The organism is Deltaproteobacteria bacterium, assembly GCA_026129095.1.
Taxonomy (GTDB): domain Bacteria; phylum JAGRBM01; class JAGRBM01; order JAGRBM01; family JAHCIT01; genus JAHCIT01.
The window spans coordinates 445,482-462,168 of the sequence record JAHCIT010000001.1 but is presented as its reverse complement, the minus strand read 5'-3'; the positions used below and the strand labels follow the sequence as shown (position 1 = coordinate 462,168).

The 16,687-nt window shown below is 56.4% G+C and carries 14 protein-coding genes; 9 read left to right on the top strand and 5 right to left on the bottom strand.

Features of this window, described 5'->3' with window-relative positions; all coding sequences use genetic code 11:
• Positions 1 to 308: 308 nt before the first annotated feature.
• On the top strand, positions 309 to 1,130 hold the full coding sequence (locus tag KIT79_02030; GenBank protein ID MCW5828071.1) for a hypothetical protein: 822 nt from the start codon (positions 309 to 311) through the stop codon (positions 1,128 to 1,130).
• Here the strand turns inward: KIT79_02030 and KIT79_02025 are convergent.
• The 4 genes from KIT79_02025 to KIT79_02010 are packed head-to-tail and all read right to left on the bottom strand — an operon-like array spanning position 1,127 to position 6,028.
• Entirely contained in the window at positions 1,127 to 2,941 is a 1,815-nt protein-coding gene (locus tag KIT79_02025; GenBank protein ID MCW5828070.1) for a hypothetical protein, read from the bottom strand. The genes KIT79_02030 and KIT79_02025 overlap by 4 nt on opposite strands.
• Before the next feature lie 47 nt (positions 2,942 to 2,988).
• Positions 2,989 to 3,528 (bottom strand): tRNA (cytidine(34)-2'-O)-methyltransferase, encoded by a 540-nt coding sequence (locus tag KIT79_02020; protein ID MCW5828069.1) that lies wholly within the window; start codon positions 3,526 to 3,528, stop codon positions 2,989 to 2,991.
• Between the two features lie 25 nt (positions 3,529 to 3,553).
• Positions 3,554 to 4,843, bottom strand: a complete 1,290-nt coding sequence (serS, locus tag KIT79_02015; GenBank protein ID MCW5828068.1) for a serine--tRNA ligase — start codon at positions 4,841 to 4,843, stop codon at positions 3,554 to 3,556.
• 57 nt (positions 4,844 to 4,900) lie between these two features.
• On the bottom strand, positions 4,901 to 6,028 hold the full coding sequence (locus KIT79_02010) for a diguanylate cyclase (protein ID MCW5828067.1): 1,128 nt from the start codon (positions 6,026 to 6,028) through the stop codon (positions 4,901 to 4,903).
• A 288-nt stretch (positions 6,029 to 6,316) separates the two neighbouring features.
• Here KIT79_02010 and KIT79_02005 point away from each other — a divergent pair, with 288 nt between their 5' ends.
• Entirely contained in the window at positions 6,317 to 7,849 is a 1,533-nt protein-coding gene (locus tag KIT79_02005; GenBank protein MCW5828066.1) for a leucyl aminopeptidase, read from the top strand.
• Positions 7,850 to 7,859: 10 nt separating this feature from the next.
• Here the strand turns inward: KIT79_02005 and KIT79_02000 are convergent, their stop codons facing one another.
• Complete coding sequence (locus KIT79_02000) at positions 7,860 to 8,438, bottom strand: hypothetical protein (protein ID MCW5828065.1); 579 nt, start codon at positions 8,436 to 8,438, stop codon at positions 7,860 to 7,862.
• Between the two features lie 141 nt (positions 8,439 to 8,579).
• Between KIT79_02000 and KIT79_01995 the strand changes: the two genes are divergently transcribed.
• The 7 genes from KIT79_01995 (at position 8,580) to thrC (ending at position 16,659) form a co-directional block, all read left to right on the top strand.
• Positions 8,580 to 9,851, top strand: coding sequence for a molybdopterin molybdotransferase MoeA (locus KIT79_01995; GenBank protein MCW5828064.1), 1,272 nt, complete (start codon positions 8,580 to 8,582; stop codon positions 9,849 to 9,851).
• A gap of 119 nt (positions 9,852 to 9,970) precedes the next feature.
• The gene (locus KIT79_01990; protein ID MCW5828063.1) at positions 9,971 to 10,633 is read left to right on the top strand and encodes a heme-copper oxidase subunit III; all 663 of its coding nucleotides are present in this window, start codon (positions 9,971 to 9,973) and stop codon (positions 10,631 to 10,633) included.
• A gap of 37 nt (positions 10,634 to 10,670) precedes the next feature.
• On the top strand, positions 10,671 to 11,120 hold the full coding sequence (locus KIT79_01985; GenBank protein MCW5828062.1) for a cytochrome C oxidase subunit IV family protein: 450 nt from the start codon (positions 10,671 to 10,673) through the stop codon (positions 11,118 to 11,120).
• A gap of 570 nt (positions 11,121 to 11,690) precedes the next feature.
• Complete coding sequence (locus KIT79_01980; protein ID MCW5828061.1) at positions 11,691 to 13,553, top strand: OmpA family protein; 1,863 nt, start codon at positions 11,691 to 11,693, stop codon at positions 13,551 to 13,553.
• Positions 13,554 to 13,762: 209 nt separating this feature from the next.
• On the top strand, positions 13,763 to 14,134 hold the full coding sequence (locus KIT79_01975) for an integration host factor subunit beta (protein ID MCW5828060.1): 372 nt from the start codon (positions 13,763 to 13,765) through the stop codon (positions 14,132 to 14,134).
• Positions 14,135 to 14,383: 249 nt separating this feature from the next.
• Entirely contained in the window at positions 14,384 to 15,196 is an 813-nt protein-coding gene (locus KIT79_01970; GenBank protein ID MCW5828059.1) for a hypothetical protein, read from the top strand.
• An 86-nt stretch (positions 15,197 to 15,282) separates the two neighbouring features.
• Positions 15,283 to 16,659, top strand: a complete 1,377-nt coding sequence (gene thrC, locus KIT79_01965) for a threonine synthase (protein MCW5828058.1) — start codon at positions 15,283 to 15,285, stop codon at positions 16,657 to 16,659.
• Positions 16,660 to 16,687 lie beyond the last annotated feature (28 nt).

Sequence of the window (16,687 nt, the reverse complement as noted above, 5' to 3'; positions counted from 1 at the left end):
CATCAGTCGAAAGTGGACCAAATCCACTGACAGAGGTCAGAAGTCCGCAAAAAAATACGAATATGGCACCGAAAAGTGGTAACTAAGGAGCTTCCAAAGCAGCTAGAGCCCTCAAAGAAGCTTTCATGCGCGGCTAAATACCTGTAATTTCAAATAGTTGACCGGGGTCGGAGAAAGCGGTATTTTTAACAAACGGTTTTGCAGGTCTTAAATTTTCCGGAACCCGGCATACCTTTTTCCTCAGGGTGAATCCGGACGAAGCGGGGGACGTCGAAGCTGGCAGGCACTTGGTCACGGTTCGCCAGCAAATGAACCAGATGGAGCAGCTCCGCCTAGCCAAGAAAGTAATCTTTAACCGTGCTCGCTGGGCACAGAAGTTTTTTCTTCTGGTTGACCTGGATGGAACACTGGTCCCCGCAAAATTTGATGGACCAGCGGCAAAGCTGAAGTCATCCACGCGGCAGAACTTTGCCGATCTGGTTGCGCTCAAGCAGACCTATGCCGGGATTGTCAGCGAGCGCCCGCTTACCGAACTGGCAAAGCTGTTTGCCGGGGTGAATGTGCATCTCTGCGGGAGTCTCGGGCTGGAGTACGCTCCGCCGGTCGGGCTTCCCATGCATATCGAACTGACACATGGTTCGGTTTTGCTCGATCAGGTGCATTCCGATCTGAAAAAAGCTGTTTCACGAATGAAAGGCGTAAAGATCGAACGTCTGGGTGGATTTGTTCGCGTGTATGGACTTACGCGGGAATCTGATCGCACAAGGCTTGGAGAAATTATAGGCGGCCGTGCCGCCATGCTGCGGATCGAACGATCCAAGTCTTCCATTGGGATCGTCCAGGAAACGGGTCATGACAAGGGAACCGCTGCAGTCGCCGCACTTCGTCGTGTAGGGTTCAATGTCCAGGGCGATATCTGCATTTATTTCGGGGACGACCAGACCGATGAACCGGTATTTGCTGCTCTTGGCAGTTTCGCCACAACGGTTCATGTAGGAAAGAATGAGCAGTCCAAGGCCAGGTTCTTCGCCCGCGATATAGAAGAAGTGCTCCGCTTTATTGGTGAACTGGTGGAAGTGCGTGAAGAGGGAGTCCGTGGCCGTCAGGATGCGGGAGCCCGGATGTTCTAGGGGCGTTCGCTGGCTTCAGCAGGTCTTGTCGGCAGGACCTCCCATATTCGAATCCGGTAGAAATTTTCCACCTTGCCTTGTGGGGCATCTTTCGCGCCCGGTGCCGTAGAAAACTCCGCCACCTTCCGGGCACGGTGTGGGAGTTCTGCTCCAAGGTAGTTCGCAAAACCGGAACCCGCACGCCCATTATCGAACTCGGCATACGGCCGGTTTGACATGACGATGAATCTCGATTCTGAAAACGCCAGTTCAGCCAGAGCCTGTTCGTCATCACCGCGTACTAGGTGGCCAATATAGTTGTGGTCCGGCCAAGCGGGTAGTGCGCCGGTGGCATAGTAAAGCACCGGCTCGTTGGGAACGACAGCAATCTTCTCGCCGGCTTTCAGGTTTCCCCGGAGATACGCGATGGCTGGCCCAATCACCATGGTCCGGAAATCATAGGTGCGGAGGGCGCCCGCAGATTCCGGTAGCGGGTAACGCTTGGCCCTGAAGCGTTCAATGCTGGTGGCAGCATGAAATCCGGCGGGTATCATCAGGGCGAACAGCACTATCCCTGACGCCCGGATTGTGTTCCGGCTGGCCAGCCTCTTTGTTAGTGCTGCAAGCCAGGAAATTGCCAGCACAAGTGCCGGCAGGAGATAGAAAGCCCCGTACCGGGCGGGAAGTAGCTGGTTCGGTGTCCGTGAGAGCAAGAGTAGAGCACATAATATCAGGGGCAGCTCATGACGGTGCCCGGAATCCCGTGCCGTCTGGATAATGCCCCAGAGCAGGCCGGGGATGAGGAAAGCCAAACTGAGATGCCAGCGGAGACGCTCGCTCGTTGTAAGACCAATACCCAGCCAGTCGATGGAAAACAGGAGAGTGATAATTGCTGCTGCGATCGCGACGATAGCAGCCGACCGTTTCCAGTGGCCTGCTGCAAGTGCTAGTACCGATCCCGTAAAGCCAAAAAACACTACCGTTGACCCGGCCACGATCATCAGGAAATGGAGCGCGGTCTTAAGATTCGTGATTGAGCCGCCATACTGAAGATAGAGTCGGCCAAATTCGTTGCCTGCTACTTTTGCGGGGCTGGCGATTTCCCAGAAAGAGGGGAATATCGCGCAGGTGAGAAGGTAAGCCGCTGCTGGGAATAGTAATACCACGGCCATACCTGCCACCCTTCCGGGTTCTGGACGCAAGGAGACCGCTGCAAGCAAGGCGGCCCATGCCGCAAGCCCGAACTCGACTTTTGTGAGAAGTATCAGGGCGACAGCGGCCGCCGCCATTGTCGGGCCAGTGCGATGTTGGCGGATCCAGTCTGAATCGAGCAGATTCAGCAGGGCCAGAACGAATACTGATGCCGCCAGCGATGAGAAGTTTACCGGCAGAAGCCGTGCGAACACATCCGGTTCGAAGGTGAAAAATGCCCAGATTATCAGAACAGTCATTGCCGATGCAGTTGGCCCGGCATGGCGCCGGATAAGATGCCAGGCGAATATCCACTCGGCCCAGGCGAATAGAGCACACAGGAGAAGATAGCTCTCTACAGTCCGGCCCCATATGAGACGAACGGTGCGCACCAGAATGGGTGGCATGGGACCATGTAGCCACTGGATTTCCTCATAAAGCTTCTGGCCCGATTCCCACCGGAATACGGTGGTAAGATCATTGAATGCATCTGTGGCGACATCTCCAGTCCTGCCCCAGACAGTGAGCACGAGACCCCAGTAGACAAGAGATAACACTGCCATCAACCACCGGTCGTGAGCGAAATGGCCGACGGTCCGGACGGAAAGTCCCGCTTCGGGTTTGTCCTTGGTTTCTTTCACCGGTGACTAGCGTACCGTATTCACGGCAAAAACACCCGGACTCTGGGTCAGCCCGGCAATCCGCCAGTTTTGCGGAGAGCCTCGTATAAAATGATACTGGCCGCATTGGCGAGATTCAGGGACCGGACGTTCTCCGCATAAATCGGAATCCTGACAGCCTGTTCCTGGTAGCGGCTGAGCATATGGTCAGGAAGCCCCTTGGTTTCCTTACCCATCACAATCCAGTCGCCGGCTTCGAAGTCATACTCCGCGTAAGAGACACCGGTTTTCTTGCTCGTGACAACAATGCGGCCACCCGTACGGTTGATGAGTGCTTCGAGTTCGCTCCAGCTGCCATGGGCGAACATCTCCACATGAGGCCAGTAATCAAGCCCCGCCCTTTTCAGCTTGCTGCTGGACAGATCGAATGCTGCTGGCTCAACGACGTGCAGTGCTGTCCGGGTGGCGGCGCACAGCCGCGCTATGGAGCCTGTGTTTTGTGGGATTTCAGGCTCATGCAGAACAAGCCTAACAGGCGCACGCACGTGGCCTCCTGGAGTCAGCGGTGAGAGCGGGTCGTGGGTGGAGACGAGATCATGTCGGGCCATGGCAGCTTCCTGGCGAGCCCCGGCCCTATGGCCTCAGTTCCGTCAACCCGCCCATGTACGGTTGGAGTGGTCTTGGAATGGCGACTGTTCCGTCCTCGCGCTGGTGGTTTTCCAGCAGTGCGAGCCAGGTCCGGCCTACAGCGAGTCCGGAACCATTCAATGTGTGGACGAATTCTGGCTTGCCGCCACCCTTTGGCTTGAACCGGATCTGGGTCCGCCGGGCCTGAAAATCCTCGAAGTTCGAACAGGATGAAATCTCGCGGTACGCTTTTTGGGAAGGCAGCCAGACTTCTAGATCGTAGGTTTTCGCAGATGAAAAGCCGAGATCCCCTGTGCAGAGCGTTACGCGACGATAGGGGAGTTCCAGTAGGTCCAGGATTTTCTCTGCATGTGCAGTCAGCTGTTCCAGTACTTCATAGCTCGCCGATGGATGGACAAACTGGACCAGTTCCACCTTGTAGAACTGGTGCTGCCGGATAAGTCCCCGGGTGTCCTTGCCATAGGAACCGGCTTCGCTGCGGAAGCAGGGCGTATGTGCCACGTACCGTTTCGGCAGCGATTCTTCCGGCAGGATTTCTTCCCGGTGCAGGTTAGTCACCGGAACTTCGGCCGTGGGGATCAGGAATTTTTCCGCGCCATCAGCCAGCCTGACAGCAAACATGTCCTCACGGAACTTGGGAAGCTGGCCGGTTCCCAGTGCAGAATGCGGCTCCACCAGCAACGGCGGTGAGCACTCGGTGTAGCCGTGCTCTCTTGAATGTACGTCCAGCATGAACTGGGCGAGTGCCCGCTCAAGCTGGGCACCTTTGCCTATGAGCACGCTGAACCGGGCTCCGGCGATCTTTGCCGCCCGTTCGAAATCCAGTATGGCGAGTTTTTCTCCGAGCTCCACATGATCTTTGGGAGTAAAATTGAAACTGGGAACCGTGCCGTGCGTGTGCACAACCGGATTGTCGCTTGAATCGTCGCCCACAGGAACCGATTCATGTGGCGCATTCGGAATGTTCAGCAGCTTCGACTCGACGCTTCGGTCCAGTTCCTCGCGCTTTTGTTCAGTGATCCTGATTGTTTCCGCCAGTTCCCGGACTTCGGCTTCAGTAGTTGACGTGTCCTCATTCGCCTTTTTCTTGCGCCCGATCTGCTCCGAAAGCTGCTTTCGCCTTGCCTGCAGCGTTTCAAATGCCTGAATGGCAGTACGGGCCTGTTCATCAACGCCCAGCAGTTCGTCGATGGCTCCGTCCAGATCGGGCCGTCGCCGGGAAAGCTGGGCTTTAACGGCGGCGGGATCCTTGCGAATGCGTTTCAGATCAAGCATGGGCGGCACCTGTAGACGCGCCCGCACCGGCTGGCAAGCCGTTGTGGCGAATGTTGTCTATTCTGAATCCGGAACCCGGGAATCGATAAAATGGTCGAGCGCCTTGCGGTCGGCAGCGCTAATCCGGGTGATGATAACTCCGATATCGAACCGGTTTTCTCCCGCACTTTCCACACGGACCACACTGGCCTTGAGCCTGATGCTCTTGCGCTGGGTAAGGCGGATGCCCAGTTCGATGATTGATCCGATTGGCATGGGCGCTTTCGACTCGAACAGCAGGCCATTTTTGGACAGGTTCTTGGTAGCGATAATTCCTGTGTGGTGCGACAAGAGCCGGAACTGGCCGAGTACTTTTGCGGGGACACGGGTGAACGACCGGGTTTCAGTTATGAACGTCCGGACGCAGTTTTTCCCTTCGCCCTTGGCGAGGTAGAGGGCGCGGTCGGCATTTTCCAGCAAGGCTGTCGCTGTGCGGGCATCGAACGGACTGGTGGCAAGGCCACCTGATACGGTGAGTTTCCCGCCTGGCATTTTCGCCGAGAATGGAAATGCCGCCGCTTCAATGGCATGACGGATGCGTTCAGCCACCATCATCGCTCCCTGCTTGGTGGTTTCAGGAAGGATGATGGCAAACTCCTCGCCGCCGTAGCGGGCAAGGGTGTCCACATCACGCACCTTGGTCTTCATGATTTTCGCTATCTTGTAAAGAACGGCATTGCCTGCCACGTGACCGTTCTGGTCGTTGTAAAGCTTGAAGTTGTCTATGTCGAAAATGAGTACCGACAGGACGCCGCCATATCGGGTGGAGCGCCTGAATTCCCGGTCGAGGGCATTGTTGAAGTAGCGATAGTTGTACAGCCCGGTCAGTTCATCCTGGATAGATGACCGCTCGGTTGCCTGATAAACGCGGAACTCGAGGATTGTCGGATTCTTGAGCTTGCGCCGGATAGTAAGGAAATGGTCAAGCATGGCCACACGCAGATCGACTGGCCGCCCCATCCGGGTGGCCATATCTTTCTGGTGGGCGACTACCTCTCGCCAGTGGCTTTCGGCTACCGCCGGTTTCAGATCAACATGCGCCAGTACACGGAACAGTTCAGAATACGCCTGCTTGCCGTATTCCCGGGTGAGACCGTCCAGCTTACGGCCAAATTCCCGGGATTTGAGAACACCTTTGGAGGCCATCCGGATGATGGACTCCTCAAGCTTGCGCCGTTGCGATGTGTCAAGTGCTGTCAGAAAACGCCCTCACCTTGAAAAACCGGTCTTCAGCCAGGCCGGTTCCCACCGGGGCGGGAGCTTACTGCTACCGGGCCGCGTTGTGTCAAGAAAAATATGAATCCGGGGAATTTCCTCGATGGAAGCGCTTTCCTGCCCCATTGAACCGCTCGGGGTGCCCGGTTATAGCGACAGCACCTTAGCGTCGGGGACTCTTGAGGTAGGCTGTGCCGCCTTGATTTAAGGAGACCATTTGTGACCCGGTTTGACGTGCAGAAAACACTTTCGCCCGCCCTGAAAACCGACCTGTTGGCAATTGTCGTTTCGGATACGCCGGATAAGGGCGGCTTAAAGCCGTTCAGGGGGCTTCCTGTGGGGCTTTCGGCTTCGCTCATACGCGCCGGGAAACGGCAGAAGTTCAAGGCCAAGGCGGGGGAGCAGATCCATCTGGTCGACTCGGGTAGTGATCATATCGGACAGGTCCTTCTGGTCGGTCTTGGAACAGAGAAAAACTTTACGCTGGACAGTGTGCGTCTGGCACTTTCGCGGGTCGGTAACCGGGCCGCCGACAGCAAGGCGAAATCACTCACCGTGGCGGTTGCGGTGAAGCCCCCGAAGGGCGCTGACGAACAGGATTTTGCACAGGCAGCGGCCGAAGGTCTTGTTTTGGGCGGATACCGGTTTGACCGGTTTCGCAAGAGTACGAGCAGCCAGGAGTCGAATGGAGCGAGCGGCAAGCTGCCAGCCCGTATTGGGGTGATTCCGGAGGGAATGAAACAGTCCGCCCGGTTCGCAGGTGGCCTGAAGCGCGGCGAGGTGCTGGCCCGCGCCACATGTCTTGCACGCGATCTTTCCAATCTGCCGGCCAACTACGCAACGCCATCGCACCTTGCCGACCAGGCGCGAAAGACGGCGTCTGGATCACGCCAGATCACCGTGAAAATTTTCGGCCCGGCCGAGATCCGCAAGGAGAAAATGGGTGCGTTCCTGGCAGTGGCCCAAGGTGCCGAGGAACCGTGCCGGTTCATTGTTTTGCAATATCGCGGAACGGCTTCTTCGAAGGCTCCGGTTGTCGTGGTGGGCAAGGGTGTAACCTTCGATACGGGCGGAATATCGCTCAAACCGGTCGCCAAGATGGACGAAATGAAACATGACATGTCCGGCGCGGCCGCCGTAATCGGGCTGTTCGCGGCCCTGAAAGAGCTGAGTCCGAAGGTAAACGTCATCGGCCTCGCTCCCTGCACCGAGAACATGCCGTCGGGCCGTGCCTATCGGCCGGGAGATATTATCACAAGCCGGAGCGGGAAAACGGTCGAGGTCCTGAATACCGATGCCGAAGGCCGTATGCTCCTGATTGATGCGCTGGACTACGCGAAAAAATACAAGCCACGGGCGATCATTGATCTGGCAACGCTTACTGGTGCCTGCGTGGTATCGCTCGGCCACACCTTCGCGGGGCTGATCTCCAATGACGACAAACTGTCCGCATCCCTGCTGGAGTCAGCTTCACGTACGGGCGACCTTTTGTGGCGTTTGCCATTTCATCAGGACTACCTGGATCTCGTAAAGAGCAAGATTGCCGATCTAAAAAATACCGGCGGCCCAGACGCGGGCACGCTGACAGCAGCGGCATTTCTGAGAGAGTTTGTGGACCCCAAGACCCCATGGGCTCATTGCGATATCGCGGGAACCGCATGGCTATCGGGGCCGTCGAGATATCACCCGCGTGGTGCGACTGGCTGGGGCGTTCGAATACTGGCGGATTACCTGGAAACGTCAGTGCACTGAATCACGGGAATCAGTCTTCACGGCAGAGCACGAACCAGTTATCCATGGGCTTTCCCTTGCGGGTGGCCCGTCCGATGGTGACGTGAGTGGACACTCCGCGCATGAAATCCTGCGTGAGGTAGTAGATAAACCGCGAGAGCCGTGCCGAATTGGGCATAATCTTTGGCCAACCGTGGGGTTTCCTCGGCGGCACCCTAAGGTAATCGATGACGACCTCACCTGCCGGAGCATCGCGTGTGACAAAATATCCAGGTCCGGTAAATGGTGCCATGGCCTGGTGGTTATAGCCCCATAGTTCGGTGGAGCCGGGTTCATCTGGCCGGCAGAACCGTTTCTGGAACCGGCTGAACATAGGCAGCGAATTTTTTCCGTGATGAATCACCTGTGTCATGGCGGGGACCGAAGCCGGTACGAAATCCTCGATGGTTACCGGTCGAAAACCCGCTGAAACTTCCCACAGCGCGGACTGCTCGTCACCGGAAAGGGAACATGCCTCTTCAATCCGGATCGTGGATGGAAGGCGCTCGATATAGTCCGACAGTTCGCGGATATTCACATCTCGTCCGCGGAAAAAATCATGGATGCTCATGGTCATAAATGGATCCGTCCTGCTGTCTCCCTGACAGGTGGCAGCGGCCTTAGATTATCCGGTGCTGCCCTTTCGGGCCACTTGCGAAACCAGGAAACAGGGTCTCATGGTTAAGACGATGAGCAAAGGGGGATTTTCGATATGGCTGATGGGCGTTTGCATGTAGGCGAAGCGCAGAACCGGATTGTATCCCAGGTGAAGCCATTGCCGGGGGAGACAGTTCAGCTGGGTTCTGCCGGCGGCCGTATTCTCTACGAACCGGTTTACTCGACTCGCACAATTCCGCCGCAGGACAATTCAGCTATGGATGGATATGCAGTGCGAACGGCCGATCTTGCTGGAGCCAGTGAGACGAACCCTGTCGCGCTTCGTCTCACCGCCGAAATTCCCGCTGGCGTAATGCCGCAAAAAAGACTGGAAGCTGGAGAGACGCATCGGATATTCACCGGCGGCATTTTTCCCGAAGGCGCCGATGCGGTGGTCATACAGGAAAATGTCGAGGTTTCTGGCGGAAACCCCCGGTTCCGGCAGTCACCCAGGCCGGGGGAAAATGTTCGCCGGTCCGGTGAAGATATAAAGCCTGGCGATCTGGTGTTCCCAGCTGGACACAGGATTGCATCTGGTTCAGTGGCTCTGCTGGCGCTCTTGGGCCGTACTTTCGTAAAGGTTCACCGCCGTCCCAAGGTGGCAATCATTTCCACTGGTGATGAACTGGTGGAACCTGACGCGGACACGGGCGGCTGGAAAACTGTCAATTCGAACGCCTGGGCCCTGAAAGCCGCACTTGAAGCCGAGGGCAGCGAGGTGACCTACGGCGGAATTATTCCTGACCAGCTGGAAAAAATTCGGGACCGGGTGCTTGAGCTCAGGGACTCGGTGGATGTGGTAGTTTCCACGGCTGGAGTGTCCGTGGGTGATTATGACCTTGTCCACGACGCGCTCACACAGGCAGGACTGGAACTGGATTTCTGGAAAGTGAAACAGCGCCCCGGTGCCCCGATGACTTTTGGCTGGCTCAAGGGGGGAGCGGCCAGCAAGCCGTTTTTTGGCCTTCCGGGTAACCCGGTTTCCTGTCTGGTTTGTTACGAAATGTACGCTCGCCCGGCGATCCGCCGGATGAAAGGAGAGAGAGTGGTGTTTCCACCCCTCGTTCAGGCGAAACTCGACGGAACAGTAAAGACCAAACCCGGTATAACCTACTTTCTCCGGGCGGTAGTTTCCCGCGAGGGCAGTGGACTGGTTGTCAGTTCAGCGGGCATCCAGTCGTCGGCTGTGGTGTCGGCGCTGGCCCGGTCCAATGGGCTTATTGTGATTGGCGAGAATGAGGAGACACCTTTGCCGGGCCAACTGGTGAATGTTTATGTGACCGATCCAGGAGCGCTGGATCTCGCCGAAACATCAGTTATGCCATAGGTAGAACCCCCTCTTGCCCTGTGGCTGTTCCCGTTGTAGCTAGGGGCATCCGGCGGTAGCTCAGGTGCGGGTTAGACCGGCCGGTTTTTATACGTTTTTCCGGCGAGGGGAAGAAGATAATGTCAGCAGGTGTGGCAAAGGTTCCGGGCGAGCAGTTTGAACGATTTGCGCCGGTCCGTAACCTCAAGATGGGAATGTGGCTGTATCTAGGCTCGGATGCCATGTGGTTCGGCGGCCTGATCGGTGCTTATTTTCTGATCCGCTATACCCATATTCCGCTGCCCGAGGCTCTGGGCGCTGAATTTTTCACCGAGACTGCCAACTGGAGTGCCCTCAAGTTCAACTGGCCGATTCCGCACTATGTTCTCGGCATTACGCTTACTTCCATCATGACGTTCATCCTGATCTGCTCAAGCGTCTCGATGGTGCTCTCGATCGCCGCCATCCAGCGGGGTGATCAGGCGGGGCTTGTGCGCTGGCTATGGGTTACTGTGGGCGGCGGAATCTTTTTCCTGGGGTGCCAGGTTTATGAGTACGCACATCTGATTGGTGAGGGCATTACGCTGACGAATCATCTCTTTGGTTCGACCTTCTATGCCCTGACGGGGTTCCATGGGATGCACGTATTTTCCGGTGTTGTATACCTGATCGTCATTACGCTTCGTGCGATGAGTGGCAAGTTTACCGAAGACAACTACCAGGCGGTTGAAGTGGCAGGCCTTTTTTGGCACTTCGTTGATCTCGTCTGGATTCTCGTTTTCACGTTTGTCTACCTCATCTGAATGTTCCGGCGAACCACCATTCCAGGGAGAAAATACCGTGTCTGAATCCGCAACCCAGCAGCATGCAGAGGCCCATGATTACACCCAGACTTACATGGCCATATGGGGCGCCCTGTTTGTACTGACAATCGCTGAAGTGGCTGCAGCCATTTACATGCGTGGCGCCATTATGGTGATTTCGCTTGTCGGGATGGCCGCGCTGAAGGCCTATCTGGTTGCCAGGATATACATGCATCTCAAGTGGGAGCCCAGAAAACTGGCAGCCATTGCGGCCGCGCCAGTGCTGTTCTTGGGGATTTTTGCGGTATTTGTGGTTCTGGAAGCCCGGTCGATGACTGACATCAGTATTCACACGGAAGGAGCACGGGCCGAAGTGGCACGGCTTCTGGAAGGTGCGGCCGGGGCTTCGACTGAGGCCGCCCCGGCTGGGGATACAGGGGCGGCAGATGCGGTCCCGGTGGATGAAAGCGGAACTGCGGCAGAATAGCGCAGTTTCCGGTTGTGCTATTTCCGGGGCGCAGCGTTTGCTGCGGCCCAGTTTATCTCGGCAATATTGATCACGTCAAGCTAACGCGCAGCGTCATGATGTGCGGCTTGCGACTGATTCCCGGCATTTGTAGCTGCAACATAACTACCTGCATTTACAAGTTTTTCGTTGCCCGGAGCTTTTCCCGGCTCCTAGAGTTTAAGGGTATTAATAGTGGTATCTGACTTCCGCCATAGGGCAACCTAAGGTTGTCGCTCGATATCGGGAGCAACGGGTCCGAGGGTTCGCCGGTTGAAGCGTATCAAGAGCTTTTACTTCGGTGAAGCACCCCGGGCATATTGGGTGGGATTTCTGACGCGGGTGCATAACCAGAACCAAACCATCAGGCCCACCGTTAACTGGTGCGGGATCAGTGGAAAGCGGGAGCTTGCTGCGGCGGCATGGCTTGCGCTGTTCTTCCTGCTGCTTCCAGTGTCTGCTTCTACGGTTTATGCACAGAACCAGCGTCGCCCGCTAGCACCCGACATATCGGGATCGGTCGGCCTCTTTCGGACTCATTCTTCTGAAATCATGCCCCGTGATACATTTACGCTGGGTCTCGCCACGGAGATATTCGTCGCCGACGGCTTTTTGCTTTCGGACTCGAAGACCAAGCGCCTTACAAGCACGTTTCACGTCTCTTGGGTCCCTTACTGGGAACCGGTCGACTGGGAAGACTATGGCGTAGGTTTGGAAGTTACGGTCGCGCCCTTGTGGTCCGGTGTAACCGTAACAGGTGCCAACCCCACTTTTGTGGACCCAGACAAGATCCGGCTGGTCCAGATTACAGGCATGAATGCTGGTCTCAAGCTTTCGTTCACCAATCCAAATGAGGATCACAAACGCGACTTTTCAGGCTATCTGGGGCTGTTCATGCAGGTACCGTCCGAAGTGAATAACATCGGACTCAAATTCGGACAGACATCCTATGAAGTCAGTGTGGGTGGAACATGGGATGTCGCGGCACCCAGCGATATTGACCCGACCCAGCGAAATCTGCCTCTCCGGTTTCACCTGAACCTCGGATACCAGTGGAACGGATACAAGGGCACCCGCACCTTTCTGCCGGCGACTACTCCTGGTGGCAATCCTGATCCGCGAGCTGACCCGACCAACACTATTCTCCGGTTCGCATTGCATCGCCCTGATTCCAACCTGATACCGATTCGCCTGGGTGGCGAGTATGTGATTCGTCGCTACCTTACGTTCTTCCTCGAGTGGGGGATGGATGGCATTACTGGCGGCCCACCCGGTTTCAATTTCGGGCAGTCGCCGCAACGGCTTGGACTGGGCGTTCGGTTTTATCCGACCAAGCAGTTTGTGGCTTCTGTCGGGAGCGAATTCGCCTTGGTGCAGAATCCCAACCCGCAGATAGCCATTGATCCGGACTGGAATCTTATTCTCCAGGTAGCTTACCTCGGACTGCCTGAACCGCCTCCGCCTCCCATACCGCTGATTGAACCGCAAGAGCGGCAGATCATTGCGGTTACCAAAGGCAAGATCGCTGGGTATGTGCGCGACAAGGATACGTTCGAGCCGATTGGACGGGCCATGGTCCGCTATCCCGACCGTGGTCTGACCGACCAGATCACCGACAAGGATACGGGTGCGTTCACAAGCTATGAATTTGAGGCTGGGCCGGTCGAGGTCGAGTGTCATTACCAGGGATATCCGATGCCCGGTCGGGTAACGGTCGAAGTCATCGCCGGACAGACAACCTTGACTGAATGTCTCCTGCAGCGTCCGAAGGAAGCACCGCCGGAAATGGCAGTTTTCCAGGGTACTGTGCGCGATGAAGACGGAAATCTGGTTGCGGGTGTAGTTCGTATGGATGGCCGTTCTGAACGGACCGAAACCGAGGCTGGCATAGGAGCCTTCCGGTTCACTTTCTCGCCGGGACAGTACTCAGCTACCGCATCGGCCGTCGGTTACTTTGATGAAACCTTCAAGTTCGGGCTTGTGGCGGATCAGATACTGGTTCACGACTTCGTCCTGAAGAAGAAGCCGGTTATTGAACGTAAACGGATGGTCGAAGTGAAAGATGACCGGCTGGAGATCGGGCAAATGATCCTGTTCGTGACCGGAAAGGCGGCGATACTTGAGCAGTCCTTCCCGATCTTGAGTGAAGTGGCCGAGATGCTGCGCGAAAACCCCAAGCTCCGGGTAGAGATCGGCGGCCATACTGATACCCGCGGTTCTGATGCGGTAAACCGGAAACTTTCCCAGGCCCGGGCGGATTCGGTACGTAACTGGCTGATCGAGCGGGGCGGAATCGAGCAGGGCCGCCTCACGGCTGTCGGTTATGGAGAAAGCGTTCCGCTGGTAGTTCCGGACGATACGGAGCTTAAGCGTGCCCGTAACCGGCGTGTCGAATTCCGTATTCTTCCGGATTGAGGCCGAAATGTATCCGGATGTTCTGATGTAGGGTTCGGATCAGGCCAACTCCCTGTAAATTCAGGAATTTGCGGCTTTTTGAGCTTCTGGAGCCATTTTCCCGGGTTTCTTTAGTCATTCTGGATATTTGAGAAACCGGGCAATAAAAAGTCCGCTTGACAGGTCTCCGTAACCTAGGATAATTACAAGATAATTAGGTATTTGGTGTAATGAATAAGTCAGAGCTCATCCAGGCACTGGCCGAAAGGCACAACCTGCCGCTGATCAAGGCGGAAAAGGTCGTCAATCTCATCTTCGATCAGATGGTCGAGGCGCTCAAGAATAACGAGCGTATTGAGATTCGCGGCTTTGGTTCGTTCGAAAACCGGTACTATGGTGCCTATACGGGCCGTAATCCCAAAACCGGCGAAGCCATAAGCGTTGCGAACAAGCGGCTCCCGTTCTTCAAGGTCGGTAAGGAGCTGAAAGAACGGGTGAATTTGGGTGGTGACGCCAAGGACGCGCAGCCCAGATCTCCGGTTGCTGGATCAAGCACAGCGGCTCAGATAGCCGCAGAGTCACCAGATTCCCCTGAAAAATAGCATCTGATGACGGAATTTAATGGGGCTGGAGGCATTCCAGCGGATTAGCCCGTTTCGGTGTTTGGGGGTCTTCGCGTTAGCGCCTATTGACCCTCCCTCATGGAGGGTGTTAGCCAACCTCCCCCGGTGTTCCGGGCGGGACGAATCGGGCTCTTTCCTGCACCCGTCATTCATTAACAGAGGGTTGAATACACCATGAACATTTGCTGCGTTACCGGTCGCGCTGAAACTACCACGATTTCCCGTGGTATGGCCCAAGGCCTCGATCTTTCGGATGGTGCCTTTGGTGAGCGGCAGACTGTCGCATCTACCCCCGCAAGCCAGGGGGCCGTTCGCGGACAGACATTCATTCTGTCGGCCATTGTGCTGAGCATGGCCCGCCGGCTTGGCTTCATGCCGGAATATTTCCTGTTCCCCGGCGGATTTGTCGGACTCAGGTCCGGCGACTTTCAGCTGTTTCAGGATGAGCTCCGGGCCGCATTTTATACTTTTCACCAGGAAACGAAGGTGATCTTCGGCGTCAACATTGCCCACCCGGATAAGACCTGGACATCGGAATCGTGGCTGCTGACGGCTGGCCGCTGTTACGATCTTGATCTGCGTGTTGGGCAGGTGCTGGTAGAAGGGACCAAGCTTGCTCCTCGTCGCACGCCGCGTCACCGGTGGATCCGGAGGGAGTTTATAGTCACTTCCGAGGATATCACCCAGGCCAAGGCTGCCGATCTTGATCCCGAGGATGCACAGGGCTGCCAGTACATCTTTAATCCCGCCACTGGTGAAACCGCCCGGCATGGCCACTGGAAGGAAGGCCACGCCTCCCTGCTGGACCGCCACGGTCCACGCTATTCGTTCTTTTCGCAGTCGCTGGCAATGGATTCCACGCACGATGGCTGTTGGGCTCTCCAGCTTGCCGAAGGTCAGGAAGGGCCTGTTGAAATTGAACCGAGCGTGAAGCTACCGGCTGTAGAAGTGCCATCAGGGCTGGGAACCGCATCCGACAAGAGTGCGGTCAAGCTCGCCCATAAAGTGAAGGTTGAGGCGAGCGTCTTTACGTTGCCATGAACGGGGCGGGATCATCCCGCGCTTGCACCGCAGGTTCTACGTGATAGCGTCCGCAGGCCGCTTTGGCGGCTTTGGAACAGCCAGAAATGCCTGCAACCGAAAAAGATCTTCGTGCCTGGTACCAGTGCATTGATTGCAGATCCCAGTATCCGCTGCTGGACGAGGTGATATACCGCTGCCGGAAGTGCAACGGATTGCTTGATGTCGAGCACGACATGGAGCGGCTCCGCAGCTATAAAACCGGACCTGAATGGCGGACCCTGTTTGAATCGCGACAGGCCCGGTCGAGCTGGCCATATGGGTCCGGAGTCTGGGGCAAGAAAGAGTGGGTCAACCCGCTCGTTCGCAACGACAATGTCGTATCGATGTTCGAGGGGAACTCGAACCTCTTCTGGGCAGACCGGTTTGGCCGGGAGATCGGTGTCCCGGACTTGTGGATCAAGCAGTGCGGGGTTTCGCACACGGGGTCGTTCAAGGATCTCGGCATGACGTCGCTGGTTTCCGCGGTGAAGGAAATGATCCATCGGGGCGTCGATATCCCGGCTGTGGCATGCGCTTCGACGGGAGACACCTCGGCAGCATTGGCCGCTTATGCGGCCGCTGCGGGTATCAGAAGCATTGTGTTTCTGCCCAACAACAAGGTCTCCCTTGCACAACTTATACAGCCCGTGGCTAATGGGGCTCTGGTTCTGGCTATCGATACCGATTTTGATGGTTGCATGGATCTGGTGCAGAAACTCTGCATTGAAGAGAATATCTATCTTGCCAATTCGATGAATTCGCTTCGTATCGAGGGGCAAAAGACGGTTGGCATTGAAATTCTCCAGCAGTTCGACTGGGAAGTGCCGGACTGGATCATCATTCCGGGCGGAAACCTGGGCAATGTGAGCGCACTCGCTCGGGGGCTGGAGATGGCCAAAGAGCTGGGCCTTATAGAGCGGATGCCCCGTATTTGCTGTGCACAGGCGCAGAACGCGAACCCCTTGTACCGGGCGTATCAGACGGGCTTCGAGCATTTTGAACCAATGACGGCCAAGCCGACGCTGGCATCGGCTATCCGCATTGGTAACCCGGTATCCTACAAACGTGCGGTCAGGGCGCTCAAGAAATTCGGTGGTGTGGTGGAGGAAGCATCGGAAGACGAACTGGCCAATGCTGCTGCCCGGGTGGACCTGACTGGTACTTTTAATTGTCCCCATACGGGGGTGGCGCTTTCTGCATTCATCAAGCTGGTCGAACGTGGTGAGATCAAGCCCAAGGATCGCGTGGTAGTGATTTCGACTGCTCATGGACTCAAGTTCACGGAGTTCAAGGTGGATTACCATCGCAGCCAGATAGATGGCGTGCTGTCCCGGTACGCAAACCGGCCGGTCGAGCTTCCCAACAATGCTGAATTGGTCCGCAACGCCATCCGCGACCGGTTGGGTTTTACCCGTCCGGCCAGGGGAGCGTCGGGAACCTGATCCGTCCAGTTCGTTCTTTGCCGGGGAT

Bases quoted from the DNA above. Each gene is read 5' to 3' on its own strand.
- KIT79_01980 (MCW5828061.1), top strand. From the start codon at position 11,691: ATGCCCCGTGATACATTTACGCTGGGTCTCGCCACGGAGATATTCGTC.
- KIT79_01970 (MCW5828059.1), top strand. From the start codon at position 14,384: ATGGCCCAAGGCCTCGATCTTTCGGATGGTGCCTTTGGTGAGCGGCAG.
- KIT79_02030 (MCW5828071.1), top strand. From the start codon at position 309: ATGAACCAGATGGAGCAGCTCCGCCTAGCCAAGAAAGTAATCTTTAAC.
- serS (MCW5828068.1), bottom strand. From the start codon at position 4,843: ATGCTTGATCTGAAACGCATTCGCAAGGATCCCGCCGCCGTTAAAGCC.
- KIT79_01975 (MCW5828060.1), top strand. From the start codon at position 13,763: ATGAATAAGTCAGAGCTCATCCAGGCACTGGCCGAAAGGCACAACCTG.
- KIT79_02000 (MCW5828065.1), bottom strand. From the start codon at position 8,438: ATGAGCATCCATGATTTTTTCCGCGGACGAGATGTGAATATCCGCGAA.
- KIT79_01995 (MCW5828064.1), top strand. From the start codon at position 8,580: ATGGCTGATGGGCGTTTGCATGTAGGCGAAGCGCAGAACCGGATTGTA.
- thrC (MCW5828058.1), top strand. From the start codon at position 15,283: ATGCCTGCAACCGAAAAAGATCTTCGTGCCTGGTACCAGTGCATTGAT.
- KIT79_02020 (MCW5828069.1), bottom strand. From the start codon at position 3,528: ATGGCCCGACATGATCTCGTCTCCACCCACGACCCGCTCTCACCGCTG.
- KIT79_01990 (MCW5828063.1), top strand. From the start codon at position 9,971: ATGTCAGCAGGTGTGGCAAAGGTTCCGGGCGAGCAGTTTGAACGATTT.
- KIT79_02010 (MCW5828067.1), bottom strand. From the start codon at position 6,028: ATGGCCTCCAAAGGTGTTCTCAAATCCCGGGAATTTGGCCGTAAGCTG.